We start from the raw sequence: 26,438 nt of genomic DNA on the forward strand, positions 1-26,438 counted from the left end.
ATAGCTGATAATGCTCAACGGGGTGGCCATAGCCACCCCGTTATTGTTTTACCTTTGCGTGAATGCACGCACGCAGTGGAGATTACTGATGCCCTGGCTCCAACTCAAAGCCCACGTTGCTCCAGAACAAGCCGAATTACTAGAAGATCTACTGTTAGAGGAAGGCGCGACGGCCATTGGTCTTCAAGACGCCCACGATGATCCTGTTTTCGAACCAGAGCGAGGCACTACCCCGCTTTGGCAAGATACAATTCTCACTGGCCTATATGATGACTTAGATGGCGTTGAATCCATGCTTGAGCGCATTCAAGCCGCTTGGTCTGAACAAGTCCCCGGCGAACCCTGCCCAGCGATTGAGTATGAACTTTTAGCCGATAGAGACTGGGAAAGAGAGTGGATGGATGACTTTACGCCGTTGCGAATGGGCCAACGGCTATGGATCGTACCGAGCTGGCATGAGCCCCCAGAAGCCAATGCCGTCAATCTCATTCTTGACCCAGGCCTTGCCTTTGGCACTGGCACCCATCCCACGACAGCGCTTTGCCTGGAGTGGCTGGATAGCCTTGCGGTTAGCGGCGGACTGGAAGATAAAACCGTCCTAGATGTGGGCTGCGGCTCAGGCATTCTTGCCATTGCCGCGCTAAAGTTAGGGGCAACCCACGCCGATGCTACTGATATAGATCCACAGGCACTTCAGGCAAGCCGTGACAACGCAGCGCGCAATCAGATTAGCGACGCACAATTGTCCCTTTACTATCCTGAACAGCTGATCGACGGCCACTACCCAGTTGTCACCGCCAATATTTTAGCTGGGCCATTAGTTGAATTAGCCCCAATGATTGCAGGCCATGTCGCACCCGGCGGACAAATAGCATTGTCTGGCATTTTAGCGAACCAAGCGAATGAGGTCTTGCAAGCCTACGAAGCCCAGGGCTTGATAATGGAAGAGCCCACAATTCGCAAAGGGTGGGTTCGTCTATCAGGCTACCGCGCCGTTTAATCTAGCCAACGGCCTTCACCCCATCGCCGAGTAGGCGTATCATACGCCCCCTTGAAACGCCTACTCGGCGATTTTTATCTGTATCTACAGCGCAGCACAATGACCACACAAAACTTTCAGCCACCAATGATAGGGCCTCACCAGCTACCCAACCAAGTCATCTTGGCACCGATGGCTGGCGTTACCGATCGCCCATTTCGCCAACTTTGTAGGCGTTTAGGTGCTGGATGGGTGGTCGGCGAAATGGTGACAGCCGACCCCTCTCTTTGGCATACCCGAAAGTCCAAGCTACGCATGGATCACCAAGGCGAGCCCGACCCACGGGTTGTACAAATTGCCGGGGGTGACGCTGAAATGCTTGCCAATGCTGCGCGCCTTAACGCCGAACTAGGCGCCCAGGTGATTGATATCAACATGGGATGCCCAGCTAAAAAGGTCTGCAATAAGGCTGCTGGTTCGGCCCTAATGCGTGATGAAGCCCTAGTAGCCGAAATTCTAGACGCCGTTGTAAAAGCCGTTGATATTCCAGTTACCTTAAAAATTCGCACAGGCTGGTCTGCTGAAGCTAACAATGGCCTACGCATTGCTAAACTCGCGGAATCTGCAGGCATCCAAGCCTTAGCAGTACATGGACGTCATCGAGAGCAGCGCTATACTGGATGGGCTGAGTACGACACTATCGCTGACATAAAATCGCACCTGACGATACCGGTTATCGCCAATGGGGATATTACCAGCCCTCAAAAGGCCAAAGAGGTCTTGTCATATACAGGTGCCGATGCAGTAATGATTGGCCGCGGGGCGCAAGGCAACCCATGGATATTCGAGCAGATTACCCATTATCTTGCCCATGGAGAACTGCTAACACCCCCAACTCTTGATGAGCGCCGCAACGTTCTCAATGAGCACTTACAAGCTCTGCACACGTTTTATGGCGATACAATGGGTGTTCGCATAGCGCGAAAACACCTAGGTTGGTACTTGAACGAAGACCCTCGCTTCAACGACAAACAGTATTATCTGCTGAAGCAGCAATTTAATGCGCTTGCCACCCCAGCATCGCAATTTAATTGGATTAATGATGCCATGACGCAAGACGCTGCAGAGCGTCTGCTAGCTAAAGGAAGCCATGCTGCATGACTGAACGCGACCTGCTTTCGAACGAGCTCTCTCACCGTCTCTCAGGCACTCTGGCGGACCCCGCCGCGAGCGTACCGCCCCAACCACTTAGAGAAGCGGTTGAGACAGCGATACGCCGTTACTTCGAGCATCTCGATGGCAGCCAGGCAACTGATCTCTACGCGATGGTGATGGCCGAAGTAGAAGCGCCGCTACTTAGCTGCGTAATGGAACATACTGAAGGCAACCAAACCCGAGCCGCGGATGTATTGGGTTTAAACCGTGGCACATTGCGCAAAAAACTTAAGCTCTATGGATTGATTGAAGGTGACGCCCCATAAGGGGCGTTGTCGTTTGTAATTTTCGATGTTAACTCCTTGACTCTGCACACGAGCACTCTAATGGCTGATAGTACTGCTACCCCCGTCCGTCGCGCCCTTTTGAGCGTATCCGATAAAACCGGCATTGTTGAATTCGCCCGCGGTTTAAGCCAACACGGCGTAGAACTTCTTTCAACTGGCGGAACCTTCCGACTGCTTCAGGAAAATTCTGTTCCTGTTAAAGAAGTCTCTGAGCACACTGGTTTTCCTGAAATCATGGATGGCCGTGTAAAAACACTGCACCCCAAAATCCATGGTGGAATTCTGGCGCGCCGCGGTCAGGATGATGCGGTGATGGCAGAGAACGACATCACCCCCATCGACATGGTGGTCGTTAATCTTTATCCATTTGCTGCCACTGTTGCCAACCCAGACTGCACACTGGAAGACGCCATCGAAAATATCGATATCGGCGGGCCGACCATGGTGCGCGCATGCGCAAAAAATCACGCCTTTACCACCATCGTGGTAAATGCCGATGACTATGCTCGGGTACTGGGAGAGCTGGCTGCGCAAGACGGTCAAGTGAGCGCCGCTACCCGCTTTGATCTGGCCGTGAAAGCATTTGAACACACCGCCGGTTATGATGGCGCCATTGCCAATTACCTTGGCCGTAAAGTGACTAGCGAAAACGCAACGTTTGCTCGCACTTTCAACCTGCAATTGGACAAAAAGCAGGACATGCGATACGGCGAAAACCCGCATCAGCAAGCTGCTTTTTACGTGGACCCCCAAGCAAGCGAACCGAGCGTCGCCACTGCAAAAACTCTGCAAGGTAAGCCACTCTCCTTCAATAACGTGGCCGACACAGATGCAGCATTTGAATGCGTTAAAGCGTTTGATGAAACGGCTTGTGTCATCGTCAAACATGCCAACCCTTGTGGTGTAGCCATTGGCGCTACTGCACTTGAAGCATATGACAAAGCCTTCGCTACCGATCCGACCAGCGCTTTTGGTGGCATTATTGCGTTTAACGTGGCGCTAGATGCCGAAACCGCTCGGGCAATTATTGATCGCCAGTTTGTTGAAGTTATTATCGCACCCGGCGTAAGTGATGAGGCAGTTGCTATCGTGGCAGAGAAGCAGAATGTACGCCTGCTTGATGTCAGTGCCTACTGGCCTGGCGAAACACAGCCTGCGTTTGACTTTAAACGTGTTAACGGCGGACTTTTGGTACAAGAGCGCGACCAGGGCATGGTAACCCGCGAAGAACTAACCGTAGTTAGCGAGCGAGTTCCAACGGAACAAGAACTTCGCGACCTGGGTTTTGCTTGGCGAGTCGCTAAATTCGTTAAATCGAATGCGATTGTATACGCCAAAGAGGGTCAAACAGTGGGTGTTGGCGCAGGCCAAATGAGCCGCGTTTACTCAGCGAAAATTGCGGGCATTAAAGCGGCAGATGAAGGTCTTTCAGTACCAGGCTCGGTAATGGCGTCAGATGCATTCTTCCCTTTCCGCGATGGTATTGACGCCGCCGCAGCCGCAGGCATTACTGCCGTTATTCAGCCCGGCGGTTCCATGCGTGACCAGGAAGTCATTGATGCCGCTAACGAAGCAGGTATTGCCATGGTATTTACTGGCATGCGCCACTTCCGTCATTAATCGCCTCGTCTTGCCATAAAAACAGGCCCCCAGCGGATTTTTCCGATGGGGGCCTGCTTGCTGATAGTGCTGTTTATTTATAGCACTATTTATTTGTAGTACTTGCGCCTGCGCTTAACCTAGATCAATACACAGATATTTTGTCTCAAGGTACTCTTCCAAACCTTGATGCCCACCTTCACGCCCAAGGCCGGACGCTTTAACGCCACCAAAAGGAGCGGCTGCATTAGAAATAAGGCCGGTGTTAATTCCCACCATGCCATACTCAAGTGCATCAGCGACGCGCCAAACGCGACCCAGATCTTGTGAGTAGAAATAGGAGGCTAAACCATACTCGGTGTCATTAGCCATCTCGATAGCAGTTTCCTCTTCATCGAAGGGAAAAACTGCCGCCAGAGGGCCAAAGGTTTCTTCGTGAGCCACCTTCATCTTATCTGTTGCAAAGCTAATCAGCGTCGGAGTAAAGAAGTTTCCACCGAGTGGATGCGGATGGCCACCTAGCAGCAGCTCAGCCCCATTGTCGACCGCATCCTGCACATGCTCACTAACCTTTTTGACCGCCTCACCATCGATCAAAGGACCAATATTAATATTGGGCTCGGTGCCATTACCTACGTAAAGCTCACTATTCATAGCAACCGCCAACTTCTCACAGAAGGCGTTAATAACGCTGGACTGCACCAAGAACCGGTTAGTGCATACGCATGTTTGGCCAGCATTACGAAACTTCGCAGCCATGGCACCTTCTACAGCGGCATCAAGGTCTGCATCTTCAAAAACGATAAAGGGCGCGTTGCCACCCAGCTCAAGGGATATTTTTTGCACGTGCTCAGCCGCCTGAGCCATAAGCTTGCGACCAACTTCCGTAGAGCCCGTAAAGGTAATTTTGCGCACTTTGGGTGATTGAGTAAGTGCACTGGCGATATCTGCAGCACTGCCAGGCACTACATTAAACACGCCACGGGGAATGCCTGCTCTTTCTGCCAACATGGCGAGAGCCGTTGCAGAAAATGGCGTTTGGCTTGCAGGCTTAACGACAATCGTACAGCCCGCTGCTAACGCGGCGCCTGCTTTACGCGTGATCATAGCCGCCGGAAAATTCCAGGGGGTAATAGCCCCCACAACACCGACAGGCTGTTTTGTCACCACAATACGCTGGTTCGATTTAGCGGCGGGAATAGTCTCGCCATAAACACGGCGCGCTTCTTCTGCAAACCAACGTAAAAAACTAGCGGCATAGACAATCTCGCCCTCTGCCTCTTTTACTGGCTTGCCTTGCTCGTAGGTCATGAGCAAAGCGAGATCGTGTTTATGCTCCAGCATGAGATCATGCCACTTCAGCAGCAGATCAGCTCGTTCTTGAGCCGTCAACGCACGCCAGGCGGGTAGCGCAGCATCCGCCGCATCGATAGCGCGCTCAGTCTCAACTTTGCCCAGTCGTGGCATATCACCAACGGGCTCGCCCGTCGCAGGGTTTAAGACATTAATTTGCTCACCGCTGTCGGCGGCTACCCAGCTACCATCGATATAGGCAAACGGGCAATACAGCTGTGTTTCTTTCAGCGCTTCCATGACAGACTCCTGACCAAATATTGGCCTCACGGGCTCATTGACCTGTTCATGCTAAGACGAAACCGCGTGTTTAACCAAATCTTTGCAATGAAATCTGCCAAAGATTCTTAGCCAATATTTCAGCTGATTAACGTTAAGAACTCCTGCCGCGTTGCTTGGTTGCTGCGAAAACTCCCCAGCATCACAGAAGATGTCATGCTTGAATTTTGCTTTTCCACACCGCGCATCATCATACAAAGATGGCGTGCCTCAATCACCACAGCGACACCTCTTGATTGGGTAACTTGCTGCACTGCCTCAGCAATTTCACGCGTCAAGTTCTCTTGAATTTGCATACGCCTAGCATACATATCAACAATACGGGCAAACTTCGAAAGTCCTAGTACTTTTCCGCTAGGCAGATAGGCGATATGGCATTTGCCAATAAAGGGTAGCAAGTGGTGCTCGCACATGGAGTACAGTTCAATGTCTTTTACAAGGACCATTTCATCTGTTTGTGACTCAAATACTGCGCCATTAACAATCTCCTCAAGTGATTGCTGGTAGCCAGCATTCAAGAACTGCATTGCTTTTGCGGCTCTTTTGGGCGTATCGCGCAGTCCTTCACGGTCAGGATTTTCACCGATTGCGGCGATAATGTGGCGATAGTGTTGAGCAATGTCGTCGGTCATTTGAAGCCTCATCAAAACTGTACGTGCTAGCCACTGAAAAACGTCTGGACTACTAAAGCGTTTAATCAACAGCGAAATATTGCTATCTATCAATAGCTGAGAGCTGTGCGCCAATCATGTACAAAAAATATACGCTAAACAACTTTTGCACAATAATAAACACCACATCCCGTTATTTTAACGCACCTAACCCTGCTGTGGCAGAGTGCCGCGCACCCCCCTTTGAGACTATTTAAGCTGTGCTATCATGGGTCGAACTAGTCAGCTTAATTCGTAGCGCTCATCTGAGAGTTCCTTATGTCATTCAAACCTGCACCGTTTTTCTTAACTGCCCTATTGGGAACTGCATTGGCAACACCCTTGTTAGCCGCCGAACAGACATTAACACTACCTAAAGGTGCCAGTGTCGGTGTCGAGGTCATCGAAGAGTTTGCTTTTACCGACAGCCAATCGCGTTATGAAGATATCTTACTTCATCCAACCCAAGCTGGCAGTGCCTCGCATCAGTTGCCCGAATACTGCGTTTTAGTCGCCAATGCACAGTACACTAATGGACGCATTCGCATTACAACTCAAGACGCAACCTGCATTGAAACACACGATGCTGAAAGCGCTATTTTCACCGGTTCATTTAGTGCCGGTGCGTATGCAGAAGACGGTCAGTATGGTCTTGCCTGTGATGAGTCGCCTTGCACCTTATCGCCAGGCCAAGCATTCGTGGTGACACTGGATGAAAATATCGATATCAACGCTCAAGATAACCCTTCAGCGGAGATTAATGCTGCTCGACGAGAGGCTGATGGAGAAGGCGTAGCCAACCCCATCCCATCAGATCGGCCTGACCCCGATGCAAGCGCTGAAAACCCACGCTCCGTCAATCAACCTGAATAAAACCATGTCACTCATCGTCAATGGGGGCGATGCTTAATTAACTATCGGTGCAATTGTTATGCTAGCCAAATAGGCTTTTCAAGCTGTAACAACTGCTGCTCAAGCTGGCGGATGTGCTGATCCCAATAACCGCTCTCCGCCAGCCATGGGAACGCACGAGGAAACGCTGGATCATCCCAGCGAGAAACAAGCCACGCGGTGTATCGGATAAGACGATAAGCCCGCAACGGCTCGATTAGCGACAGCTGTTGTTGCGGAAATGTCTGCTCCTCTTCATAGCCTTCAACAATTTCACTTAGCTGTGCTCGCCAGCTAGATGGATCATCAACGGGTAACAGCATCCATACATCTTGGATAGCGGGCGCCATAAGGCAATCGTCAAAATCCACCAAGGTAAATGAGTCATCTCTTCCTAAAACATTGCCCAGATGACAATCACCATGCGTTCGAATCATTTGATTGCTGGCGATGGGGTGCTTTTCAAGATGACGAAGAATTTTCTGTACAACGTTGTGATAAGCGCGCTGCTGATGCTTGCTTAGCCTTTTACTCTCGATAACACGGGCCTCAGCATCATGAATATCGCCCTGCCACTCTAATGTTGGACGGTACACAAACGCCTTTCGTGATGACACTGCATGTAACCGCCCTAACGCATTACCTAATGCAAAAAGATGCGAAGGATTGTCTAACTCAGGCGCTTGACCACTGCATTGAGGGTAAAGCGTGAAGCGAAATTGCTGGTAAGTATGGAGTGATTTGCCATGCTGATCCCGCCAGGGCGCAACAACGGGCACATTAGCAGCAGCCAACTCTTGAAGAAAATCATGCTCTTCCTGAATGACCTCATCTGCCCAACGATCAGGACGATAGAACTTCACAACCCAGCGCTTACCGTCATCGTCACGAAACATCAGCACTCGATTTTCATAGCTATTAAGTGCAAACGGTTCGCCAGCTGGCCAAATCCCAACAGACTCCGCAGCAGACATCACTGTGTCCGGAGAAAGCGTACTAAACGGGTGTGGCATATACCGCTCCTGTGCAATTAAGCCTGCATTCTATCAATTATGCACCAGAGGTGTTCGAGCAACTGCCCAAATATCGACACGTTTAGCACCCGCACGAAGCGCTTCTTCAGCAAGTGCTTGGCAGGTCGCGCCAGTAGTAACAACGTCGTCAATAATCGTGAGATGTGGTGGGAGTGGACCATTAATATGAAAGGCACCTACTAAATTTTTTGCTCGCTCATTTCTGTTTAACGTCCGTTGAGAAGGCAGCTGTTGACGACATTCAGCCGTTAACACGGGCAATTTGACCCGCTTGCCTAGTTGATCAGCCAACCAGCGAGACTGATTAAAACCACGCTGCCGCGCTCGAGTGGTATGCATCGGCACAGGCAAGAGACCTCCTCCCAAATAGCTGGGAGCTTTACTCATCATCAGCTCTACCAGCAACATTCCCGCACGGGGCGACGCATTAAATTTAAAGTCATGAACTAACTCTCTTATAGGCTCTTCAAATAAAAGCTCCACCGTCGCGACGGTAAACGCTGGAGGGTTCTCTCTGCAGTGACCACAAACAGATTGAACGGATGCTACGCCCCCAACACCCCAAGGCTCTTTACACTGCCAGCAGCCATTGGCATTCCACGGCAACTGTTCAAAACACTCCTGACACCAACCACCACTGGTTTGCCCGGGAGAAAGGCAAAACGCGCAGTAGCCTGGCAGCCCCTTTTTGGCCCAAGTGTTTGCACCATGTACCAACCGCGTCAGAAACATACTTTTCCCAGACTGGTTTAATTAACAATTTTAATGATACACCGTTGACATTAATACGAATGCTGTTAATATACGTCTCGTCTTCAGCGGATGTGGTGGAATTGGTAGACACGCTAGATTTAGGTTCTAGTGCCGTAAGGTGTGGGAGTTCGAGTCTCCCCATCCGCACCAATTTAAAGGCCTTTGCCTTCGAAAAATTCGGTAGCTTTATGCTAACCGAATTTTTTTGTTTTACGACCCCAACATTACTCAACTAGCTGACCCCAACCTCTTTTTGAGCTACGTTAGCAGTTATCAATGCCACTTTGATTTGAGAAGGACCTCAACCCATGGAATGGCTTAAAGATAACGCCCAAGCAATCTCTGCGATTGCCAGCATCTGCACCCTTCTTGTCTGGGTATTTTATGCCCAACTGCTTTACAACGGCTATGTCCGCCAGCGACGCCCTAGGATTATCGTTAACAGAGGCAAGGGTGTTGGCAAAGACGCGCTCTGCTTGATAAGCAACATGAGCAGTGAAGCCATTTATATTCAGCATTTAGTTGCTGTATTACACACGAATGAGCACAGCTATGAGCTTGATGTTGTGGAATATCAGCAGCAAAGCGGCGATGATGAAAAAGCAGGTTATCGGACACACCAAGGCCCCCTAGCGTCGGGCGACTATCTTCACATACAATCCTTTGGCGCTATCTTGCAGCAACTTATCCGCCACTATGGTATTGATGAGCACTCTTTAAGACAGCATACGCCTCAACTCGAAATACGCGTCATCGCTATTTATAGCTCTGAAGATATGCCTGTCGGCGCAACACGGCACTTTGAATTAAACTTGTCAGCCGACCCGCTTCAACAACTAACCCCGCTGCAGGTCGATACGAAACGTATGACCAGCCGCCGGGAAAGACAACGCGTACTGCAATGGGCTAAAGATATTGAAATGTACAAAGCAAAATAACAAGTCGCATTCGGACAACATTTTTCTAGGGACCCTTCGATGAAATCAGTGCTCGCTGTCGTTTGCCTTGGCGTATTTTGTGCACTGTCGCCACTCTCTTATTCTGCTGAAACCTCTATTGCTGGAGCTACCACTGCAGAGACCTATTCTATTGAGGAGGAAGATAGCGACTTACCGGAGTGGGCTGAAGCGCGCGTTGAGCCATTTCGAGCAAGCATTGGCAACTGGGTAGACAACACATCAAGAAACATTGACTCTTTTTTTGGTGGTGATCAATCAGCTTCTGTCGATAACAGATCTTACCTTCGCCTTGGCCAGGAAATTGACTGGATGGAAGGCGAAGGCACTAGCGGAGACATTAGCGTGCGCTATCGCATCGATCTTCCCACGACAGAAGACCGCCTTCGCTTAATCATCGAAAGTGATCCAGAAGAATCACAAGGCACGTTGGCTGATCAAGGCTCTGGGCGGCTCTATAACGATCAGCGCGATCGTAGAACATCGACATTCGGCCTTGATTGGTTAGAAAGTAGAGACAAACGTGAGAACTGGAGCAACCGCTTTGGCGCTGGCGTACGCCTTCGTCTGCCTCTTGACCCTTATGTCCGCTTTACCAGCGAACGCCTGTGGGACTTTAAGGATAGCCCCTGGCAGCTAGAATCATTTAATCGACTATCCTGGTTTAACAACTCAGGTTATTCAGCACGCACCGAGTGGGATTTTGGCCGCCCGCTTTCCACCAATCGCCACCTGCGATTTATCACCAATGTGCAATGGCGTGAAGAGGAAGACACGCTTGAATACAGTGAGGTAGTGCAGCTAAACCAGCGTTTGAACCGCCGTAGTGCACTTCGCTATTCAGCTATCGCTATTGGCGAAAGCCTGTCTAACCCACGAATGACAAACTACTACCTGCAAACTCGCTACCGCAGAGATATTCATAAAGGAATACTGTTTGCAGATGTCATTCCAGAACTGCATTTTCAGCGAGAGGTTAGCTACGACCCGCGCTGGGCGATGACATTACGGGTAGAAATGTATTTCCAGCGCGAACTCCAGCGCGATTACTTCCACTTCTAGCAATTAGTGGCCCACCGCGAACACGCGATAGGCCACTGGCAATTCAGCCAATGGCCTATTAGCTAGTTGCCACCGTTATTTAAAGCCGCAAACCGCCGTCACACTCGATAATTCGCGCCGTGAAGTAATCATTTTCAAAAATGAAGGCAACGCTTTTCGCGATGTCATCCGGATTACCCAACCGCTTAAGAGGCACACTGGAAGAGATTCTTTCCAACATGTCAGGCCGCATGGAAGCTGTCATGTCGGTTTCAACAAACCCTGGCGCTACGGTTCCAGTGCGAATACCGTAACGGGCAAGCTCTTTGCCCCAGGTAACTGTCAACGCATGGACACCAGCTTTAGCAGCAGCATAGTTACTTTGCCCCATATTTCCGGCTCGGGAAATACTTGAAATATTGACAATAACGCCCTGGTGCCCAGCTTCTACCATCTGCGTTGCCGCTTCCCGGCCGCACAGAAAAACGCCAGTTAAATTGACATCAAGCACTTTCTGCCAAGCAGATAGCGACATACGTTTTTCAACCACCCCTTCTTTTGCTTTGATCAGCAAGCCATCGTCAGTGATCCCTGCATTATTAATACAACCGCCTACCGGTCCCATGCGGGCCGCAATGTCAGCAAATGCCTGCTGCACTGACTGCTCATCAGCCACATTGGTCACAAATGCGTGTGCTTGAATATCTTGAGACGCTAACGCTGATACCGCCTCATCCAATGCTGCTGCACTCATATCCAAAAGCGCCAACCGAGCACCTTGCTTGCCTAGCCGCTCCGCCATAGCAAAGCCCAGACCGCGAGCTCCCCCGGTAATCGCGATCACTTTATTTGTCAGGTTCATCTGATTCTCCTTAGGCCGATACTTATAAAGACCGATACTTTAAATTGCTTGCTAAGCGCTACCTATATCGCCTCGTAAAATGGCGCCATTGTGCATCGCAGCATAGAAGCTATTGAGCGAAATATCGAGCATTAGAACACATACGCAAGCAAGCTAACCGAACGCTGGCTGCTTGTTTTCGTGAATTCTGCCACCATATTGACGAATTACGTTTGTTATGGAGTCTGTCATGCCCATTCTTCTTTTTATATCGCTGTTTACGTTAGTTGATTTTGTACTACTGTTTTCGATCGGTAGCCAAATTGGTTTATTAACCACTCTGCTTCTAGTACTGGGCACTGGTTTCATTGGACTACACCTAATTCGCAAAGAGGGTGTTTCCACTCTGGCGCGCGCGCGACAGCGCATGCAAGTGGGCGAAATTCCCTCTCAAGAACTGTTTACCGGGGCCGCTCTGATTTTCGGAGGCGCCCTACTTTTGGCCCCAGGCTTTCTCTCTGACGCGCTAGGCATCGCCTGCCTGCTGCCTAACGCTCGCCAGTTAATATTTAAAGCCCTCACCTGGCTAGGCTTAAAAAGCACTGCTGACCAACAGCAGCAAGCAAGCTACGAACAGGCCCAGACATCACGCTCAAGCAGTCAAGAAGGGCCGATTGAAGGTGAATTCATTAGCCGCGATGAAACAGCAAGGCGGCGCTGAAGGCTCATCGAAGAAGAATGCCAAAAAACCACATTTTTTTATCACTTACCCCTTGAAAGGCTACGAGCAGCCCCCACTTTTGAGTCAGCACACAAGTTCGGCGGATGCACTAGCTTTCGCCATTAACATGAAGGTGACTTACCTTCACTTTTCGCGGGCAAGAGGCCCACGAAAATCTCATTTAGCTAACTGCCCTTATGGGCTTTGACGATACTCAGGAGAACGTGAGCATGAATATCCGTCCTTTGCACGATCGCGTCGTTGTTCGTCGCGTGGAAGAAGAGCAGAAAACCGCTGGCGGCATCGTGCTTCCGGGCAACGCCCAGGAAAAACCCACTCGCGGTGAAGTCCTGGCGGTTGGTAATGGTCGCATTCTCGACAACGGTGACGTTCGCCCGTTGGACGTTAAAGTTGGCGACTCGGTGATTTTCAAAGACGGTTTCGGCGTTGAGAAACAGAAAATCAACGGCGAAGAAGTTCTGATCATGAGCGAAGCCGATATCTTGGCAGTCGTCGAAGGCTAAATCTCGCCTCGACTACTTACTTTTCCTTTTAAATTTCAATGTTTAGGAAATAACGAACATGGCAGCTAAGCAAGTTAAGTTCTCCGATGATGCACGCAAACGCATGGCACGTGGCGTTGACGTTCTGGCCAACGCAGTAAAAGTTACCCTCGGTCCGAAAGGCCGTAACGTGGTACTGGACAAGTCCTTCGGCGCACCGACCGTTACCAAAGATGGTGTATCAGTTGCCAAAGAGATCGAACTGAAAGACAAGTTCGAAAACATGGGCGCGCAGATGGTTAAGGAAGTTGCTTCCAAAACGTCTGACGCTGCAGGCGACGGTACCACTACGGCAACGGTTCTGGCTCAAGCAATTGTCGCAGAAGGCTTGAAAGGCGTTACTGCGGGCATGAACCCGATGGATCTTAAGCGCGGTATCGACCAAGCGGTTAGCGCAGCGGTTAAAGAGATTCAGGCAATGTCTGTTCCTTGCACCGACACCAAGTCGATTGCTCAGGTAGGCACAATCTCTGCGAACGGCGACAAGCGCATTGGCGAGATCATCGCTGAAGCGATGGAGAAAGTCGGTAAAGAAGGCGTCATCACCGTTGATGAAGGCCGTGGCTTCGAAGACGAGCTGGAAGTCGTTGAAGGTATGCAGTTTGATCGCGGCTACCTCTCGCCCTACTTCGTTACCAACCAAGACACCATGGCTGTCGAGCTGGAAGACCCTTACATCCTGCTCGTAGACAAGAAAATCTCCAACATCCGCGAATTACTGCCGGTGCTGGAAGCGGTTGCTAAGCAAGGTAAACCGCTCGCGATTATCGCTGAAGATATCGAAGGCGAAGCGCTAGCAACGCTGGTTGTGAACAATATGCGCGGCATCGTTAAAGTTGCTGCAGCTAAAGCACCTGGCTTCGGCGACCGTCGCAAAGCGATGCTGCAGGATATCGCTATCCTGACTAACGGCACCGTGATTTCTGAGGAAGTTGGCCTGACGCTTGAGCAAGCGAACCTGGATCACCTGGGTACCGCTAAGCGCATGACGATGTCTAAAGAAAACACCACCATCATCGATGGCGCTGGTGTCGAAAATGACATCGAAGCACGCGTTAACCAGATCCGTGCGCAAATCGAAGAAACCTCTTCTGATTACGACAAAGAGAAGCTGCAAGAGCGCGTTGCCAAGCTGGCAGGCGGTGTTGCTGTTATTCGCGTCGGTGCGGCTACCGAAGTAGAAATGAAAGAGAAGAAAGCTCGTGTTGAAGATGCGCTGCACTCAACCCGCGCTGCAGTAGAAGAAGGCGTTGTACCTGGTGGCGGTACTGCACTGGTTCGCGTCATGGCTAAAGTACAAGGCCTGACTGGCGACAACGAAGACCAGAACCACGGTATCAACATGGCGCTGCGCGCTATGCAGTCTCCGCTGCGTCAGATTGTTACCAACGCCGGTGAAGAAGCTGCTGTTGTTATCAACCGCGTTAAAGATGGTGAAGGCAACTTCGGCTATAACGCACAAACGGGTGAGTACGGCGACCTGTTCGAAATGGGTGTTCTGGACCCGGCTAAAGTAACCCGTACTGCACTGCAGTCCGCTGGTTCTGTCGCTGGTCTGATGATCACCACTGAGTGCATGATCGCTGACGATCCTGAAGAGAAAGACGCTGCTCCAGACATGGGTGGCATGGGCGGAATGGGTGGCATGGGCGGCATGATGTAATGCAACCCTGAGCCTATCGCTCTGACGTTTAACGTCGCTAAGAACCCCGCCATGGCGGGGTTCTTTTATGCGGCAATGCCTCTCTCTAGCTCTAACGGTAGCTAAAATCATGCTACCATCAGCGCCTTTATCCGGCAGCTGTAGGTCTTCATTACCGTGCTCTCCAATATTCGCATCGTACTAGTGCAAACCTTCCACCCAGGCAACATTGGCGCTACTGCTCGCGCGATGAAAACCATGGGCTTATCCGAGCTCTTATTGGTTAATCCGCGCGCATTCCCAGATGACGAAGCAACTCGCATGGCAGCGGGTGCAACAGATGTGCTTGAAAATGCCCGTTGTGTAAGCAGCCTTGAAGAAGCGGTTAGTGATTGCGTACAGGTAGTCGGTGCAAGCGCAAGGCTCCGCAGCCTACCGCTCCCGCATTTCGATGAACCTGATGACATGGCGCAGCAGGTAATTGAGAACGCCGCACAAGCGCCGGTTGCACTCGTATTCGGGCGTGAACGCTCAGGTCTCACCAACGACGAAATACGTTGCTGCACACACCAAGTCAGCATACCTGCCAACCCTGAATACGGTATTTTAAATCTATCGCAGGCCGTGCAGATTTTAGCCTATGAAGTACACCGTGCTTGGCGGAAGCGCGATGATAGTCACTTCATGTACCAACGGCCACTTGAAGCCACGCCGCCCAGCCGCGAGCAGTTTGTGCACTTCCAGGAGCATCTTGGACGTCTGATGCAGCAAAGTGGCTTTCTTACCCAGCCCCATGCCCGCACTGAAGAACAGCTTCAGGCGCTGTTTTCCCGCGCCCAACCCAGCCGCAAGGAACTCTCCCTGCTCCGTGGCCTGCTCAGCGCTTTCGAGGCACACCTACCTGGGCAATAATCATGGTTTTAGTATAAAAAAGGGCAGCTCATGGCTGCCCCTCTTGGTCTGCGTGTTGGTTTGGGTGTAAAAACTTAAAGCGACATCGCTGCCAACCACCCAAAAGCAATCAGCGGTATATTGTAGTGCAGGAAGGTAGGCACCACGCTGTCCCACATATGATCATGCTGTCCATCAACATTTAGACCTGACGTTGGCCCCAGCGTGGAATCAGACGCTGGCGAGCCAGCATCGCCCAGTGCAGCCGCCGTACCAACCAGCACAACCGTCGCCATTGGCGAGAAACCGAACTGCACCGCCAGCGGTACAAAAATCGCTGCGATAATGGGAATGGTTGAAAACGATGAGCCAATTCCCAGGGTAATAAACAAGCCTACCAGCAGCATAACAAACGCCGCTAAACCGCGGTTATCACCAAACAACTCAAACGCACCTGTCACTAACGACTCGATATCCCCTGTCGCCTTCATTACTTCTGCAAAGCCAGCCGCTGAAATCATGATGAAGCCGATCAACGCCATCATGCGCATACCGCTGGTAAATAGATCGTCTGCTTCACGCCACTTAAAAATGCCGCCTAGCGAAAGCAAACCAATCCCCACTAGCCCACCAATAATCATAGAGCCGGTATATAGCTGTAAGCCTAACGCAGCAACAATAGCCACGCCCGACATCACAAGCCCAAACGTATGAGGCTTTGCAGGCGAGTGACCTTGGTGGGCATTAGTCGCCACTAGATCTTTATTAGTGTATTCACGCTGCCCACGGTAGCTGAAAAAAAGTGCTACGAGTAAGCCAATGGCCATTCCTCCTACCGGAATAGCCATTGCCATGGGCACCATGCCCCGGGTAATTTCCAAGCCCAGTGACTCGCCGGCACTATTTAAATTTGCCAGCAGAATATCATTCAAGAAGATCGCGCCAAAACCAACAGGTAGCAGCATATATGGAGCGGTTAACCCAAAGGTGAGCGCACACGCTACCGCGCGGCGGTCAAGCTGGAGACGATTCATTACCACTAACAACGGCGGAATCAGCACCGGGATAAACGCTATATGCACCGGAATGGCGTTTTGCGATGAGATAGCCACTAAGAGCACTGCGACGAGCAAAAACACCTTTACCCGTGCCTGATGTGCCGCAGTCGCTTCTTTTCCCAACATTGTAATCAGGCGATTGGCCAGCATATCTGGAAGCCCTGAACGTGAAATAGCCACCGCAAAGGCCCCAAGCGTGGCATAAGCAAGGGCTACTTGCGCGCCTCCACCAACACCATCATTGAATGCACTGAGCGTTTCATCCAGTGACAGGCCGCCAACCAAGCCGCCAACCAGCGCACCTACAACCAGTGCAAACACCACGGATACCCGAGCAAGCGAAAGCGCCACCATGATTAGCACAGCAAGAATTACCGCGTTCATTAAGATTCCCAGTTAGATAAGTGAGTGAGCTTACAAAAACTGGGGATTCTATCAGATCAGTGGTTTCTCGGTAGCGGTAATGACAGTAGTAATCACCACAACAATGACAACACTCAACCCCCCCTACGGTCAGTGGCTCAACTAATCTCCTGGGCACTATCAGGTGGCAGAATTAAAACTCGGTTTAATCCGCCCTATTGAGAAGCGCTAGGCAATCACTGGCTATCACTCGCTCTTCATCGGTTGGAATGACCCAAACGCCCACACGACCACTCGGCGAAGAGATGCAACAGGCATCACGCTTATTGGCTTTTTCATCAAGCTGCATACCCAACCACTCACACTGCACCACAATACGTGCACGCACGGATGCAGCATGCTCACCAATACCGGCGGTGAATACCAATTGATCAAGCCCGCCCAGCGCGCCAGCTAAACTGGCGATTTCCCGCGCGGCGCGATAGCAGTAAAGCTCAACAGCCTCTTCGGCTTCAGGGGCATCACTTGCAAGCAACTCACGCATATCGCTACTTATTCCGGAGACACCGAGCAGTCCTGAACGCTTGTATAAAAGCGTCGACACGTCCTCAACACTCATTTCTTCATGACCAATTAAGTGGAGCACCAACCCTGGATCCAAAGCACCAGAACGTGTCCCCATAGGCAGTCCATCAAGCGCAGTAAAGCCCATGCTTGAGGCTACGCTGACACCGTCGTGGATAGCACACATACTGGCACCATTACCCAAATGCGCCACCACCACCCGTGAACGAGGTGCATCATCCGGTAATACATTGGCTAGCGTGCGCTGAATATAATCGTAGGAAAGGCCGTGGAAGCCGTAACGTATCAACCCCTTGGCAGTCAATTCCCGCGGCAAAGCAAACTGCCGAGCCACCCAGGGCTGATGAGCATGAAACGCGGTATCGAAACATGCGATCTGCGGTACGTCTGGCAGACGTGCCATCAGTAGTTTGATAGGCGCAAGTCCATGGGGCTGATGCAGCGGCGCTAAGCTTGAAAATTTTTCCAACTCGATCACGTCGTTAGCGCTTAACCTAGTCGCTTCATAGTAGGTTTGGCCGCCATGAACAACGCGATGCCCAATGGCAACCAGAGTACCTTTATCCTCACGCTGCTTAAGCCATGCCATCAACTTTGTAATGGCCTCTTCATGGTTTATTGCCGGGGTTAGCCCCAGCGCCGCCAGAGTTTGCAAACCATAGCGATGCGGGGGCTGCCCAGGTTCGCGATGCGCTAACGACACGCGACATTGCGACGTTGCCAAGCCCGAAAAATGGCCGCTATAGGCGAGCGTCAACTCCTCCAGAGACCCACCGTCAGCGTCTTCAGCAGTGATATGATAAAGAGCAAACTTGACGCTGGAAGAACCACTATTCAGCACCAGTATTTCCTGCATGATTATGCTCCTGAAGGACTACTTAGTAGGCTCCGACGCTGATAGTCAGCTAGTAGTAACGCTAATGCACTGGATGCCATGCGCGTCAATGCATCATCCGCGCGGCTTGTCAGCATGATCGGTACCCTAGCGCCGACGACAACGCCCGCCCCCGTCGCATCTGCCAGGTGAGTAAGTTGCTTCATCAACATATTGGCCGCTTCAAGATCTGGTGCAAGTAGGATGTCGGCGCGCCCTGCCACTGGCGAAATGATGCCTTTGGTTCTCGCCGCCGCTTCTGAGACAGCATTGTCGAAAGCCAGCGGCCCATCTAAGGTGCCACCGCTAATCTGGCCACGTTCAGCCATCTTACACAGGGCCGCCGCATCAATCGTAGAAGTGATTTTGGGGTTGACGGTCTCAACAGCAGATAGAATCGCCACACGGGGATTGTCGTTACCCAACGCGTGAGCCAACTCAATCGCGTTTTGAACAATATCGCGTTTTTCAGCCAGCTTAGGATAGATATTGATCGCCGCATCCGTGATTAACAATGGTCGCGGGTAGGTTGGCACATCAAAGGCCATCACATGACTTAGGCACCGCTCGGTACGCAACCCTGTGTCGCGCTTAAGCACTTCACGTAAAAGCTCATCGGTGTGCAGCGCACCTTTCATCAACGCGCCTACGCGGCCCTGACGTGCTAATGCCACCGCTTGTTCAGCAGCCGCGTGGCTGTGGGGAACATCTATCAGTTCGAATGCACTGATATCCACCTCGGCTTTTTCAGCGGCGAGCTGGATTTTCCCTTTGGGCCCAACCAGCACAGGAATAATTAAACCTTGCGCTGCTGATTCAACCGCTCCACAAATGGCGCTTTGGTCTACCGGATGAACGACTGCGGTGGGCATTGGCTCCGGATGATCGGCAGCAGTTAGAATCTCATGCAACCTGCCACGCTCGGTTAAACGCACTTTGGGCAGCAACGCGCGAGGCCGTTGAATTTTTTTAATCGGTGCCAATACGCTAGCGTCACCTTCAATGACCGTATCACCGCGTTGATTTTCGCAACGGCAGGCAAAGGTGATCCTATGGTGCTGATCGTCTTTTTCGATAGCCCGCACGGATACCCGCAGTACATCCCCCAGCCTTACGGGTGCCTTAAACTGCAACGACTGGGTAAGATAGACCGTGCCCGGTCCGGGCAGCTGCGTTCCCAGCACAGTGGATATCAGCGCGCCGCCCCACATGCCATGAGCAATGACTTCCTGAAAACGGCTGCTCTTAGCAAAGTCGCTGTCGACGTGTGACGGATTAATGTCACCTGACATCACAGCAAACAGTTTGATGTCCTCCATGGTCAGGCGTTTTTCTAGGTGGGCTTCATCACCGACCGTTATTTCGTCATAGGTGCGATTTTCAATTAGATCATTAGCGTCATTGGCCGACATCGAGTGACTCCTTTAAACCACTTCCTTAAACTAGGAAACTTCCTTAATCACCCAAACGTTAGAAGCGAATATGGTGGCCTGCATCTACGTAGTGGGTTAAACCCGTCAGTGATGCTCCAGCATCAGAGGCGAGATAAACGACGGCATTGCCGACATCCTGCACGCTGGCCAAGCGACGTAATGGTGAGCGCGTTTCGCCGTCATAGGCCAACTCATCAAACGCCTTAAGTCCAGATGCTGCCCGTGTGCGAATAGCGCCAGGCGATACCGCATGAACACGGATACCTTGAGGGCCAAGTTCGGCAGCCATATAGCGCGTGGCAGACTCCAATGCGGCTTTCACGGGGCCCATTAAGTTGTAGTTATCAACGACCTTCTCCGCACCGTAGTACGTCATATTGAACAGACTTCCGCCCTCTTTCATCAGCGGCTCGGCATGCTTGGCCATGCGAATGAAGGAGTGGCAAGAGATATCCATAGCGAGTGCAAACCCCTCTTTGGAACAGTCAACTACTCGTCCGTGTAAGTCATCAAGGGGAGCATAGGCAATCGAGTGGACGACAAAGTCTAGCCGGCCCCAGCGCTTGCGCGCGCGAGCGAATAACGCATCCAACTGATCATTGTGTTGCACATCACACAGCATTAATTCCGGCTCCCCCATATCGCCTACCAGCGGCGTGACAAACTTTTCGGCATTGGGAGAAGCGTAGGTCACTAAGCACTCAGCACCGGCGTGATGCAGCGCCTGGGCACAGCCAAAAGCGATACTGTCTTGATTAGCAAGGCCAGCAACAATCCCGACCTTGCCTTGCATAGAAAAAGGATTCAGCACCACTGGCCTCCTACTAATCAATTATGAAAAATAAGCCTACACCAACAAATGAAGAGGTTCGTCGGTATAACCCACACCTACCTGTCCTAACGTAAGCATTTTTTATGTCATTTAAGCGTCGCTAATAAACGTGGATCATTTGTGATACAAAACGTACGACTTTAGTCAAAGCACACTTGTTGCTTTGCAACATACTACCTAGTATGCCGCCCTCAACTTATTACCGACACTGCTAATTCGTACGAAAGTTGATAGCTTCTAAAAAAATCCGACCCGTGAGATAGTTAGTTAACGCGTTAACAAACTACATAATAAGGGACGTAAAATGGTATTGCCGCGACATCGCACGCTACTCTTTATCGTGCTAGCAAGCTTGGTTATTTCCACTGCTATGGGTCTTCGACATGGTTTTGGGCTTTTCCTTGAGCCGATGAGCAGCGATTTCGGCTGGGGGCGCGGCGTGTTTGCATTTGCCCTTGCGGTTCAAAACCTTATTTGGGGGCTCTCGCAGCCTTTCACCGGTGCGCTGGCTGACCGTTTTGGAGCGGCGAGAATTATTGTCATAGGGGCCATTTTATATGTGGCTGGACTGTGCTTTATGAGCCTTTCCACCAGCGCATTAGGCATGACTCTAAGCGCTGGATTCCTCATTGGTTTAGGCCTATCCGGCACTACATTTTCAGTAATTTTGGGTGCAGTGGGACGCGCTGTGGCCCCCGAAAAACGCAGTATAGCGATGGGCATTGTCAGTGCCGCTGGCTCTTTTGGACAATTCGCGATGTTACCCGGCACACTGGGGCTAATTGAGTGGCTTGGCTGGTCAGCAGCTCTTCTAGCGATGGGTGCCATTGCTGCGCTGATGATTCCCCTGGGGGCGATATTAAAAGACCGTCCAAGTCCCAGCGCGCTGGGTGATTTAAGCTTACGCGACGCACTCAATGAGGCGGTCGGTCAGAAAGGCTTTTGGCTACTATGCCTCGGCTTTTTCGTCTGCGGCTTCCAAGTCGTATTTATTGCTGTCCATCTACCGGGGTATTTATTCGATAATGGTCTGGCCATTCAGGTGGGCACCACTGTGCTGGCACTGGTCGGTTTGTTCAACATTTTGGGTACCTACACGGCAGGATGGATGGGAGGAATTTGGTCAAAACCGCGCCTACTTAGCTGGTTATACTTAATTCGCGGCGCGATAATTGCCGCTTTTGTCATGTTGCCGCTGACCTCTACCAGTGCTTATTTATTTGGTATCGCCATGGGCCTACTTTGGCTCTCAACCGTGCCGTTAACCAACGGCATTGTGGCGTCTGTATTTGGTGTTCGCCATTTATCCATGCTGGGCGGCATTGTATTCTTATTTCACCAGCTAGGATCATTTATGGGTGTCTGGCTTGGCGGATATCTTTATGATCTCACTGGCCATTATGACACTGTCTGGAAGATTGCCATTGTGCTCTCACTGGTCGCCGCTGGTCTGCACTGGTTTATTAGCGAAAAACCGTTAGCACGAAACGTCGCCCCTCAGGTGGTCTCATGAAGCAACTAACAGCGTTTACACTGTTGATCGTACTAGCAACGCTACTGCTGGGCGGAGTGGTGCTAGCCTGGTGGGGCTGGCACTCTTTAGATGGCTCGCTGCTGCTATTTGGCAGTCGATTGTGCTGAACATTTTCTCATAGCGACTTTGGGATTCTTACTACTTGACCATTCCATACCCCGAACATTTGGTCGTCGTAATAACTACTTTCATCGCTGTCGTACTAGCGGTGCTGCTTCACTACGAATCACTGTGGCTTATCTCACGACAAATTGAACGATCACATAAGCCTCATCGCCAGCGTATCCTTGGTATGGCATTTGGTGTTTTATTGACGCACGTTGCCGAAATTTGGCTGTTTGGTATGACCGGATGGTGGTTAACAGCGCTCAACGGTATTGGCGCCCTGCAAGGTTATGACAGCTTTAATCTATTAGATTATATATTCTTTTCTGCCGTCACCTACACCACAGTCGGTTATGGGGATATTTATGCAACGGGCCCCGTTCGATTCCTATACGGAACGCTGGCATTAACAGGCTTTGTCCTGATCACTTGGTCGGCATCGTTCACCTTTATTGAAATGCAAAAACATTGGCGAGTGGGAAGATAACCAAGCCACCTTTATGTTAAGGATTCAGCATGTTTGAAGTGCTTATTTTATCGTTTGCTCTTGTCTTCGGGATTATTGCCCGTCAGCTTAGCTTACCGCCCTTGGTGGGCTTTTTGGCCGCCGGGTTTGCACTCAACGCCTTCGGCCCTAGCGTTGGCCTGCCCAGTGAAGCAGGTCCATTACTAGAACATCTTGCCCACTTAGGCGTTCTATTGCTGCTCTTTACCATTGGCCTAAAACTTAACGTGAAGAGCCTTGCTGAGCCCGTCGTGCTTGGAAGCGCATTTATACACCTAGCCATTACCTGCTTATTTTTTACGATTGGCTTCGTCGTGTTTTTATCGCTATCTATGGATAAGGCAATATTGCTTGCCATTGCTCTGTCATTTTCAAGCACCGTTCTTGCCGCTAAGGTACTTGAGGCTAAGCGAGAATTGCGGGCTCTCCATGGCCGAATTGCCATCGGTATTTTAATTATTCAAGATTTGGTCGCCATTGCAGTACTCAGCTTTTATAGTGGCCAGACCCCCAGCCCATGGGCACTACTGGTATTTTTACTACCACTACTTAGACCCCTTCTTTATTGGTTAATGAGTATTGCCCAACACGATGAGCTGCTGGTGCTGCTAGGCGCTGTGCTAGCAATTGCTATCGGTGGAATGGGGTTTGAAGCCGTCGGGTTAAGCTCAGAGGTAGGTGCCTTAGTCATGGGTCTATTGCTTGCCAAACACCCGCGCGCCCAGGAGCTTTCAAAGGCGCTATGGGGAATAAAGGAAATGCTCCTAATCAGCTTTTTCTTACAAATAGGAATGGCTGGGCTACCCGACACCAATGCCTTGATTTTTGCCGGAGTTCTCGCCTTAGCACTGCCCTTAAAAGGACTATTATTTTTTGCGCTGTTGATCGCATTTCGTATCCGAGCACGTAACGCTTTTCTGGGAGGTTTAAGCCTAACTGCCTACAGTGAATTTGGCCTAATCGTTGCCTCTAGTATTTTAGAGGAGTGGTTGGTACCGCTCGCCATCGCTGTCGCATTATCTTTTGTCATTTCGGCACCTCTAAACCGCTTGGCTCATGGACTTTTCGATCGCTGGGAAAGGTCGTTAACACGCTTTGAGCGTGATACACGCCATCCAGATGAACAACCCGTTAATATCGGTAATGCTACCGTGTTAATACTTGGCATGGGACGCACAGGTAGCGCTGCCTACGACTTTTTTAACGATAAGGGGGTGTCAGTTGCGGGTATTGATTCTGATCCTAATAAATCGGAACACAAACGCCACGTCTACTATGGCGATATAGAAGACGTGGGATTTTGGCATCAATTAGATATTTCCAAGCTGTTGGCAGTAACGTTGGCCACCCCAGAGCTTGAAAGTAAATTAATTGCAACTCGCGAGCTGCGTAAAGCAGGCTTTACTGGACAGCTGCTTGCGGGCATACACTTTCAGGATGAAGCAGCCCCATTACATGAGGCAGGTGTCGACCAAACCTACTTATTAATGACAGGGGCTGGTATTGGCATCGCAGAGAAGGCATGGGAAAGTCTCCAATCTCGCTCTTAAGCGTTATCGGCAGTACCGATCTTACGATGCCCCATAAGCGCATTAACACGCTGTGCCTGGGTGAAAACAACAGGGTCAGGAAAAAGCAGCAAGTCGCTACTAGCACAATGATTAACCAGCCATACTGCTTGGTCATTATTTCTTCCTCCTGTGCTAGGATCCCAATAAGTACAGCTGCAGCTCAACAAAAAAGCTTTATGCAAACAGTTTAGCCATGGCTAACAATTATCTAAAAAAATGCGCTACCATCACTAATTAACGTTTCCACTAACCTTGATAAATTTTGCCAATGAGTGAATACCAACAGCAACACTCTCCTACCGCATACGGCCAAGATGGAGATGCGCTACCGCCAGTGGAACAGCATGCACAGCAGTATGAGACGGTGCGTAATGCCCACGAAACGGAACTGATCGAAGATTATGTCGAGTTAATCGGCGACTTATTACGCCACCGTGGAGAAGCGCGCGCAGCCGATATCGCCACCCGAATGGCCGTTAGCCAAGCTACCGTCTCTAAAATGATTCGCCGCCTGAATGAGCTGGGCCTAGTGACAAGCAAGCCCTATCGCTCGCTCTTCTTGACCGAAGAAGGGCAAAAAATGGCCGAAATTTCCCGGTCACGCCACGATGTGGTGCTGCATTTCTTGCGTGCCCTTGGAGTTGATGACAGCACAGCGCGTATTGATGCAGAGGGCATGGAGCATCATGTTAGTGATAAAACACTCACGATCATGCAGCGCTTCACCGAGCAACAGCGAACATAATTACTCTACTGAATTCACTTGATGGGTACCGCTGAGAGGCGATTCACTTGGGCTATTCGCCCGTTCCAGATCATCTCAATATGAGTGGTCTGGATAATATCCAGGACGAACTGCGGCGTCATTAACGCCCAGCAAGTGGCACCTGGTTGCCGAACAGAATGATAACGCAAACCGGTACGTTGCTCTTTGCGAAGCTCTCTGCCTAACGTGCGCGCTGCTCGATAATCGTCGGCATCATAAATGACATGGGACGATTGAAGCACTAAGCCATCACGACAGGCTTTTTCATTAAATAGGCACTTAAGCCCACGGAAGATAAACCGTTCAAAATGTAACGATGGTACGTTTTTCCAATAGATTTCCTGATGGTGCCTCACTTCACTGATTGCCGTTGGTTGTGCATCCGCAATGTAAAGCACACCAAAGCTGCCGTCGCTAAAGCGAGAACCCTCCGGATTAACGTGGGTAAAAGGCGCTGTCGCATAAGAGCATCCTCGGATCCCAAAGGGAATCTGATTGTGAGGAATGAGCCCCAAATCACCAGCCTCGTTACGCAGCCTTGGATTCGTCAGCGCCTGCAGGGCATAAAGCGCTTCAAACTCATCGAGGCTCGCAACATCGTCAAACAGCCCAATGGGAGGAAATTTACTGTTGACTAAGCGATACCCCACTACCTCTTTCGATTGACAAAGGGGCAGCGAACCTTCGCTTATTCCCGCCGAATCTACCACTGAGCACCTCGCAAGCTATCAATACGCTTGAAGGTTTCATAAAGTGCTGCGAAATCTCCAGTACCAATCACCTCAAGCGGCGTACGCCCGTTAAAGTAAGGATTGTGATTTGCCATAGAGACGAACCCGTAAACATTATCAGGGTTTTCAAACAGCATTCGCAGTGCCGCATGAATATTGAGCAAATAACTGATTCGTGCCAATTGATCACTGTCTAACTTGATCTCAGCTAAATCTCCCCGCCGCGCGCGGGCATAGCTGCTGTGGGAGACGCGTAGAATAGATTCGCCCTGCTCACCTGTCGCCCGCCATTTATCCAAAATACGCACAGCGGCTTTTAGACCAGCCGCAGCGGCGGCCTTGTCCTGAATAACATTGCTGGCTGTTTGCATAAGCACCTCGTACCC

Annotated in this window: 27 protein-coding genes and 1 tRNA gene; 17 read left to right on the forward strand and 11 right to left on the reverse strand. The window is 50.7% G+C overall.

What is annotated here, in order from left to right; genetic code table 11:
• Positions 1 to 88: 88 nt before the first annotated feature.
• The 4 genes from prmA to purH all read left to right on the forward strand — a co-directional run bounded on the left by prmA (position 89) and on the right by purH (position 4,101).
• A complete protein-coding gene (gene prmA, locus ACN06F_RS09720; protein WP_433923814.1) occupies positions 89 to 1,000 on the forward strand; it encodes a 50S ribosomal protein L11 methyltransferase in 912 nt (303 codons plus the stop codon).
• Positions 1,001 to 1,099: 99 nt separating this feature from the next.
• Entirely contained in the window at positions 1,100 to 2,140 is a 1,041-nt protein-coding gene (dusB, locus tag ACN06F_RS09725) for a tRNA dihydrouridine synthase DusB (protein WP_084183728.1), read from the forward strand.
• Positions 2,137 to 2,460, forward strand: coding sequence for a DNA-binding transcriptional regulator Fis (fis, locus tag ACN06F_RS09730; RefSeq protein ID WP_038484762.1), 324 nt, complete (start codon positions 2,137 to 2,139; stop codon positions 2,458 to 2,460). Before dusB ends, fis begins: the two co-directional genes overlap by 4 nt.
• 60 nt (positions 2,461 to 2,520) lie before the next feature.
• Positions 2,521 to 4,101: a bifunctional phosphoribosylaminoimidazolecarboxamide formyltransferase/IMP cyclohydrolase gene (gene purH / locus ACN06F_RS09735; RefSeq protein ID WP_038484766.1), complete on the forward strand. Its 1,581-nt coding sequence runs from the start codon at positions 2,521 to 2,523 to the stop codon at positions 4,099 to 4,101.
• A gap of 114 nt (positions 4,102 to 4,215) precedes the next feature.
• On the opposite strand, the gene ACN06F_RS09740 is transcribed toward purH, so the two are convergent.
• Positions 4,216 to 5,673, reverse strand: a complete 1,458-nt coding sequence (locus ACN06F_RS09740; RefSeq protein WP_038484769.1) for an NAD-dependent succinate-semialdehyde dehydrogenase — start codon at positions 5,671 to 5,673, stop codon at positions 4,216 to 4,218.
• A gap of 119 nt (positions 5,674 to 5,792) precedes the next feature.
• Positions 5,793 to 6,344, reverse strand: a complete 552-nt coding sequence (gene folE / locus ACN06F_RS09745) for a GTP cyclohydrolase I FolE (protein WP_038484772.1) — start codon at positions 6,342 to 6,344, stop codon at positions 5,793 to 5,795.
• A 297-nt stretch (positions 6,345 to 6,641) separates the two neighbouring features.
• Between folE and ACN06F_RS09750 the strand changes: the two genes are divergently transcribed.
• On the forward strand, positions 6,642 to 7,235 hold the full coding sequence (locus tag ACN06F_RS09750; protein WP_120386890.1) for a hypothetical protein: 594 nt from the start codon (positions 6,642 to 6,644) through the stop codon (positions 7,233 to 7,235).
• Between the two features lie 56 nt (positions 7,236 to 7,291).
• Here the strand turns inward: ACN06F_RS09750 and ACN06F_RS09755 are convergent, their stop codons facing one another.
• Together ACN06F_RS09755 and ACN06F_RS09760 are read right to left on the reverse strand one after the other, a co-directional pair.
• The gene (locus ACN06F_RS09755) at positions 7,292 to 8,266 is read right to left on the reverse strand and encodes a serine/threonine protein kinase (RefSeq protein ID WP_433923815.1); all 975 of its coding nucleotides are present in this window, start codon (positions 8,264 to 8,266) and stop codon (positions 7,292 to 7,294) included.
• A gap of 33 nt (positions 8,267 to 8,299) precedes the next feature.
• Entirely contained in the window at positions 8,300 to 9,019 is a 720-nt protein-coding gene (locus ACN06F_RS09760; protein WP_198349666.1) for a ComF family protein, read from the reverse strand.
• 86 nt (positions 9,020 to 9,105) lie between these two features.
• On the opposite strand from ACN06F_RS09760, the gene ACN06F_RS09765 reads away from it, so the two are divergent.
• The 3 genes from ACN06F_RS09765 to ACN06F_RS09775 all read left to right on the forward strand — a co-directional run bounded on the left by ACN06F_RS09765 (position 9,106) and on the right by ACN06F_RS09775 (position 11,058).
• Positions 9,106 to 9,190: transfer RNA gene (locus ACN06F_RS09765), tRNA-Leu, on the forward strand.
• 158 nt (positions 9,191 to 9,348) lie between these two features.
• Entirely contained in the window at positions 9,349 to 9,978 is a 630-nt protein-coding gene (locus ACN06F_RS09770; protein ID WP_038484784.1) for a hypothetical protein, read from the forward strand.
• 39 nt (positions 9,979 to 10,017) lie between these two features.
• Complete coding sequence (locus ACN06F_RS09775; RefSeq protein WP_253485382.1) at positions 10,018 to 11,058, forward strand: hypothetical protein; 1,041 nt, start codon at positions 10,018 to 10,020, stop codon at positions 11,056 to 11,058.
• 79 nt (positions 11,059 to 11,137) lie between these two features.
• Here ACN06F_RS09775 and ACN06F_RS09780 read toward each other — a convergent pair whose 3' ends face one another.
• Positions 11,138 to 11,899, reverse strand: a complete 762-nt coding sequence (locus ACN06F_RS09780) for an SDR family oxidoreductase (protein ID WP_038484790.1) — start codon at positions 11,897 to 11,899, stop codon at positions 11,138 to 11,140.
• 229 nt (positions 11,900 to 12,128) lie between these two features.
• Between ACN06F_RS09780 and ACN06F_RS09785 the strand changes: the two genes are divergently transcribed.
• From ACN06F_RS09785 to ACN06F_RS09800, 4 genes are all read left to right on the forward strand, one after another.
• Positions 12,129 to 12,599 carry an FxsA family protein gene (locus tag ACN06F_RS09785; protein ID WP_038484793.1) on the forward strand — a complete coding sequence of 157 codons (471 nt, stop codon included), beginning with the start codon at positions 12,129 to 12,131 and terminating at the stop codon, positions 12,597 to 12,599.
• Between the two features lie 230 nt (positions 12,600 to 12,829).
• Positions 12,830 to 13,123: a co-chaperone GroES gene (locus tag ACN06F_RS09790; protein ID WP_009724706.1), complete on the forward strand. Its 294-nt coding sequence runs from the start codon at positions 12,830 to 12,832 to the stop codon at positions 13,121 to 13,123.
• Positions 13,124 to 13,181: 58 nt separating this feature from the next.
• Complete coding sequence (gene groL / locus ACN06F_RS09795; RefSeq protein ID WP_030072731.1) at positions 13,182 to 14,825, forward strand: chaperonin GroEL; 1,644 nt, start codon at positions 13,182 to 13,184, stop codon at positions 14,823 to 14,825.
• Positions 14,826 to 14,981: 156 nt separating this feature from the next.
• Complete coding sequence (locus tag ACN06F_RS09800) at positions 14,982 to 15,716, forward strand: RNA methyltransferase (protein WP_271909909.1); 735 nt, start codon at positions 14,982 to 14,984, stop codon at positions 15,714 to 15,716.
• 74 nt (positions 15,717 to 15,790) lie between these two features.
• Here ACN06F_RS09800 and ACN06F_RS09805 read toward each other — a convergent pair whose 3' ends face one another.
• The 4 genes from ACN06F_RS09805 to fabI all read right to left on the reverse strand — a co-directional run bounded on the left by ACN06F_RS09805 (position 15,791) and on the right by fabI (position 20,819).
• Positions 15,791 to 17,137: a Na+/H+ antiporter family protein gene (locus ACN06F_RS09805; RefSeq protein ID WP_433923816.1), complete on the reverse strand. Its 1,347-nt coding sequence runs from the start codon at positions 17,135 to 17,137 to the stop codon at positions 15,791 to 15,793.
• Between the two features lie 184 nt (positions 17,138 to 17,321).
• On the reverse strand, positions 17,322 to 18,557 hold the full coding sequence (locus ACN06F_RS09810; RefSeq protein WP_433923817.1) for an acetate/propionate family kinase: 1,236 nt from the start codon (positions 18,555 to 18,557) through the stop codon (positions 17,322 to 17,324).
• A 2-nt stretch (positions 18,558 to 18,559) separates the two neighbouring features.
• On the reverse strand, positions 18,560 to 19,987 hold the full coding sequence (locus ACN06F_RS09815) for a bifunctional enoyl-CoA hydratase/phosphate acetyltransferase (protein ID WP_038484809.1): 1,428 nt from the start codon (positions 19,985 to 19,987) through the stop codon (positions 18,560 to 18,562).
• 58 nt (positions 19,988 to 20,045) lie between these two features.
• Complete coding sequence (fabI, locus tag ACN06F_RS09820) at positions 20,046 to 20,819, reverse strand: enoyl-ACP reductase FabI (RefSeq protein WP_038484812.1); 774 nt, start codon at positions 20,817 to 20,819, stop codon at positions 20,046 to 20,048.
• A gap of 325 nt (positions 20,820 to 21,144) precedes the next feature.
• On the opposite strand from fabI, the gene ACN06F_RS09825 reads away from it, so the two are divergent.
• The 5 genes from ACN06F_RS09825 to mntR all read left to right on the forward strand — a co-directional run bounded on the left by ACN06F_RS09825 (position 21,145) and on the right by mntR (position 25,300).
• Positions 21,145 to 22,353 carry an MFS transporter gene (locus tag ACN06F_RS09825; protein ID WP_433923818.1) on the forward strand — a complete coding sequence of 403 codons (1,209 nt, stop codon included), beginning with the start codon at positions 21,145 to 21,147 and terminating at the stop codon, positions 22,351 to 22,353.
• Entirely contained in the window at positions 22,350 to 22,481 is a 132-nt protein-coding gene (locus tag ACN06F_RS09830) for a hypothetical protein (protein WP_269438752.1), read from the forward strand. Before ACN06F_RS09825 ends, ACN06F_RS09830 begins: the two co-directional genes overlap by 4 nt.
• A 35-nt stretch (positions 22,482 to 22,516) precedes the next feature.
• On the forward strand, positions 22,517 to 22,966 hold the full coding sequence (locus ACN06F_RS09835; protein WP_038484818.1) for an ion channel: 450 nt from the start codon (positions 22,517 to 22,519) through the stop codon (positions 22,964 to 22,966).
• Positions 22,967 to 22,995: 29 nt separating this feature from the next.
• Positions 22,996 to 24,534 (forward strand): cation:proton antiporter domain-containing protein, encoded by a 1,539-nt coding sequence (locus ACN06F_RS09840; RefSeq protein WP_198349647.1) that lies wholly within the window; start codon positions 22,996 to 22,998, stop codon positions 24,532 to 24,534.
• Between the two features lie 289 nt (positions 24,535 to 24,823).
• Positions 24,824 to 25,300, forward strand: coding sequence for a manganese-binding transcriptional regulator MntR (gene mntR, locus ACN06F_RS09845; RefSeq protein ID WP_038484825.1), 477 nt, complete (start codon positions 24,824 to 24,826; stop codon positions 25,298 to 25,300).
• A 14-nt stretch (positions 25,301 to 25,314) separates the two neighbouring features.
• On the opposite strand, the gene ACN06F_RS09850 is transcribed toward mntR, so the two are convergent.
• Positions 25,315 to 26,031: an RES family NAD+ phosphorylase gene (locus tag ACN06F_RS09850; RefSeq protein ID WP_084183730.1), complete on the reverse strand. Its 717-nt coding sequence runs from the start codon at positions 26,029 to 26,031 to the stop codon at positions 25,315 to 25,317.
• A complete protein-coding gene (locus ACN06F_RS09855; RefSeq protein ID WP_095603026.1) occupies positions 26,025 to 26,423 on the reverse strand; it encodes an antitoxin Xre-like helix-turn-helix domain-containing protein in 399 nt (132 codons plus the stop codon). The genes ACN06F_RS09850 and ACN06F_RS09855 overlap by 7 nt, the downstream gene beginning before the upstream one ends.
• Positions 26,424 to 26,438 lie beyond the last annotated feature (15 nt).

It is taken from the genome of Vreelandella sp. 21 (assembly GCF_050995515.1).
GTDB lineage: Bacteria > Pseudomonadota > Gammaproteobacteria > Pseudomonadales > Halomonadaceae > Vreelandella > Vreelandella alkaliphila.

Bases quoted from the DNA above. Each gene is read 5' to 3' on its own strand.
- ACN06F_RS09825 (WP_433923818.1), top strand. From the start codon at position 21,145: ATGGTATTGCCGCGACATCGCACGCTACTCTTTATCGTGCTAGCAAGC.
- groL (WP_030072731.1), top strand. From the start codon at position 13,182: ATGGCAGCTAAGCAAGTTAAGTTCTCCGATGATGCACGCAAACGCATG.
- mntR (WP_038484825.1), top strand. From the start codon at position 24,824: ATGAGTGAATACCAACAGCAACACTCTCCTACCGCATACGGCCAAGAT.
- ACN06F_RS09790 (WP_009724706.1), top strand. From the start codon at position 12,830: ATGAATATCCGTCCTTTGCACGATCGCGTCGTTGTTCGTCGCGTGGAA.
- folE (WP_038484772.1), bottom strand. From the start codon at position 6,344: ATGACCGACGACATTGCTCAACACTATCGCCACATTATCGCCGCAATC.
- ACN06F_RS09775 (WP_253485382.1), top strand. From the start codon at position 10,018: ATGAAATCAGTGCTCGCTGTCGTTTGCCTTGGCGTATTTTGTGCACTG.
- ACN06F_RS09840 (WP_198349647.1), top strand. From the start codon at position 22,996: ATGTTTGAAGTGCTTATTTTATCGTTTGCTCTTGTCTTCGGGATTATT.
- ACN06F_RS09755 (WP_433923815.1), bottom strand. From the start codon at position 8,266: ATGCCACACCCGTTTAGTACGCTTTCTCCGGACACAGTGATGTCTGCT.
- ACN06F_RS09805 (WP_433923816.1), bottom strand. From the start codon at position 17,137: ATGAACGCGGTAATTCTTGCTGTGCTAATCATGGTGGCGCTTTCGCTT.
- dusB (WP_084183728.1), top strand. From the start codon at position 1,100: ATGACCACACAAAACTTTCAGCCACCAATGATAGGGCCTCACCAGCTA.
- ACN06F_RS09785 (WP_038484793.1), top strand. From the start codon at position 12,129: ATGCCCATTCTTCTTTTTATATCGCTGTTTACGTTAGTTGATTTTGTA.
- purH (WP_038484766.1), top strand. From the start codon at position 2,521: ATGGCTGATAGTACTGCTACCCCCGTCCGTCGCGCCCTTTTGAGCGTA.
- ACN06F_RS09760 (WP_198349666.1), bottom strand. From the start codon at position 9,019: ATGTTTCTGACGCGGTTGGTACATGGTGCAAACACTTGGGCCAAAAAG.
- ACN06F_RS09815 (WP_038484809.1), bottom strand. From the start codon at position 19,987: ATGTCGGCCAATGACGCTAATGATCTAATTGAAAATCGCACCTATGAC.
- prmA (WP_433923814.1), top strand. From the start codon at position 89: ATGCCCTGGCTCCAACTCAAAGCCCACGTTGCTCCAGAACAAGCCGAA.
- ACN06F_RS09830 (WP_269438752.1), top strand. From the start codon at position 22,350: ATGAAGCAACTAACAGCGTTTACACTGTTGATCGTACTAGCAACGCTA.
- ACN06F_RS09770 (WP_038484784.1), top strand. From the start codon at position 9,349: ATGGAATGGCTTAAAGATAACGCCCAAGCAATCTCTGCGATTGCCAGC.
- ACN06F_RS09750 (WP_120386890.1), top strand. From the start codon at position 6,642: ATGTCATTCAAACCTGCACCGTTTTTCTTAACTGCCCTATTGGGAACT.
- fis (WP_038484762.1), top strand. From the start codon at position 2,137: ATGACTGAACGCGACCTGCTTTCGAACGAGCTCTCTCACCGTCTCTCA.
- ACN06F_RS09810 (WP_433923817.1), bottom strand. From the start codon at position 18,557: ATGCAGGAAATACTGGTGCTGAATAGTGGTTCTTCCAGCGTCAAGTTT.
- ACN06F_RS09740 (WP_038484769.1), bottom strand. From the start codon at position 5,673: ATGGAAGCGCTGAAAGAAACACAGCTGTATTGCCCGTTTGCCTATATC.
- ACN06F_RS09855 (WP_095603026.1), bottom strand. From the start codon at position 26,423: ATGCAAACAGCCAGCAATGTTATTCAGGACAAGGCCGCCGCTGCGGCT.
- ACN06F_RS09780 (WP_038484790.1), bottom strand. From the start codon at position 11,899: ATGAACCTGACAAATAAAGTGATCGCGATTACCGGGGGAGCTCGCGGT.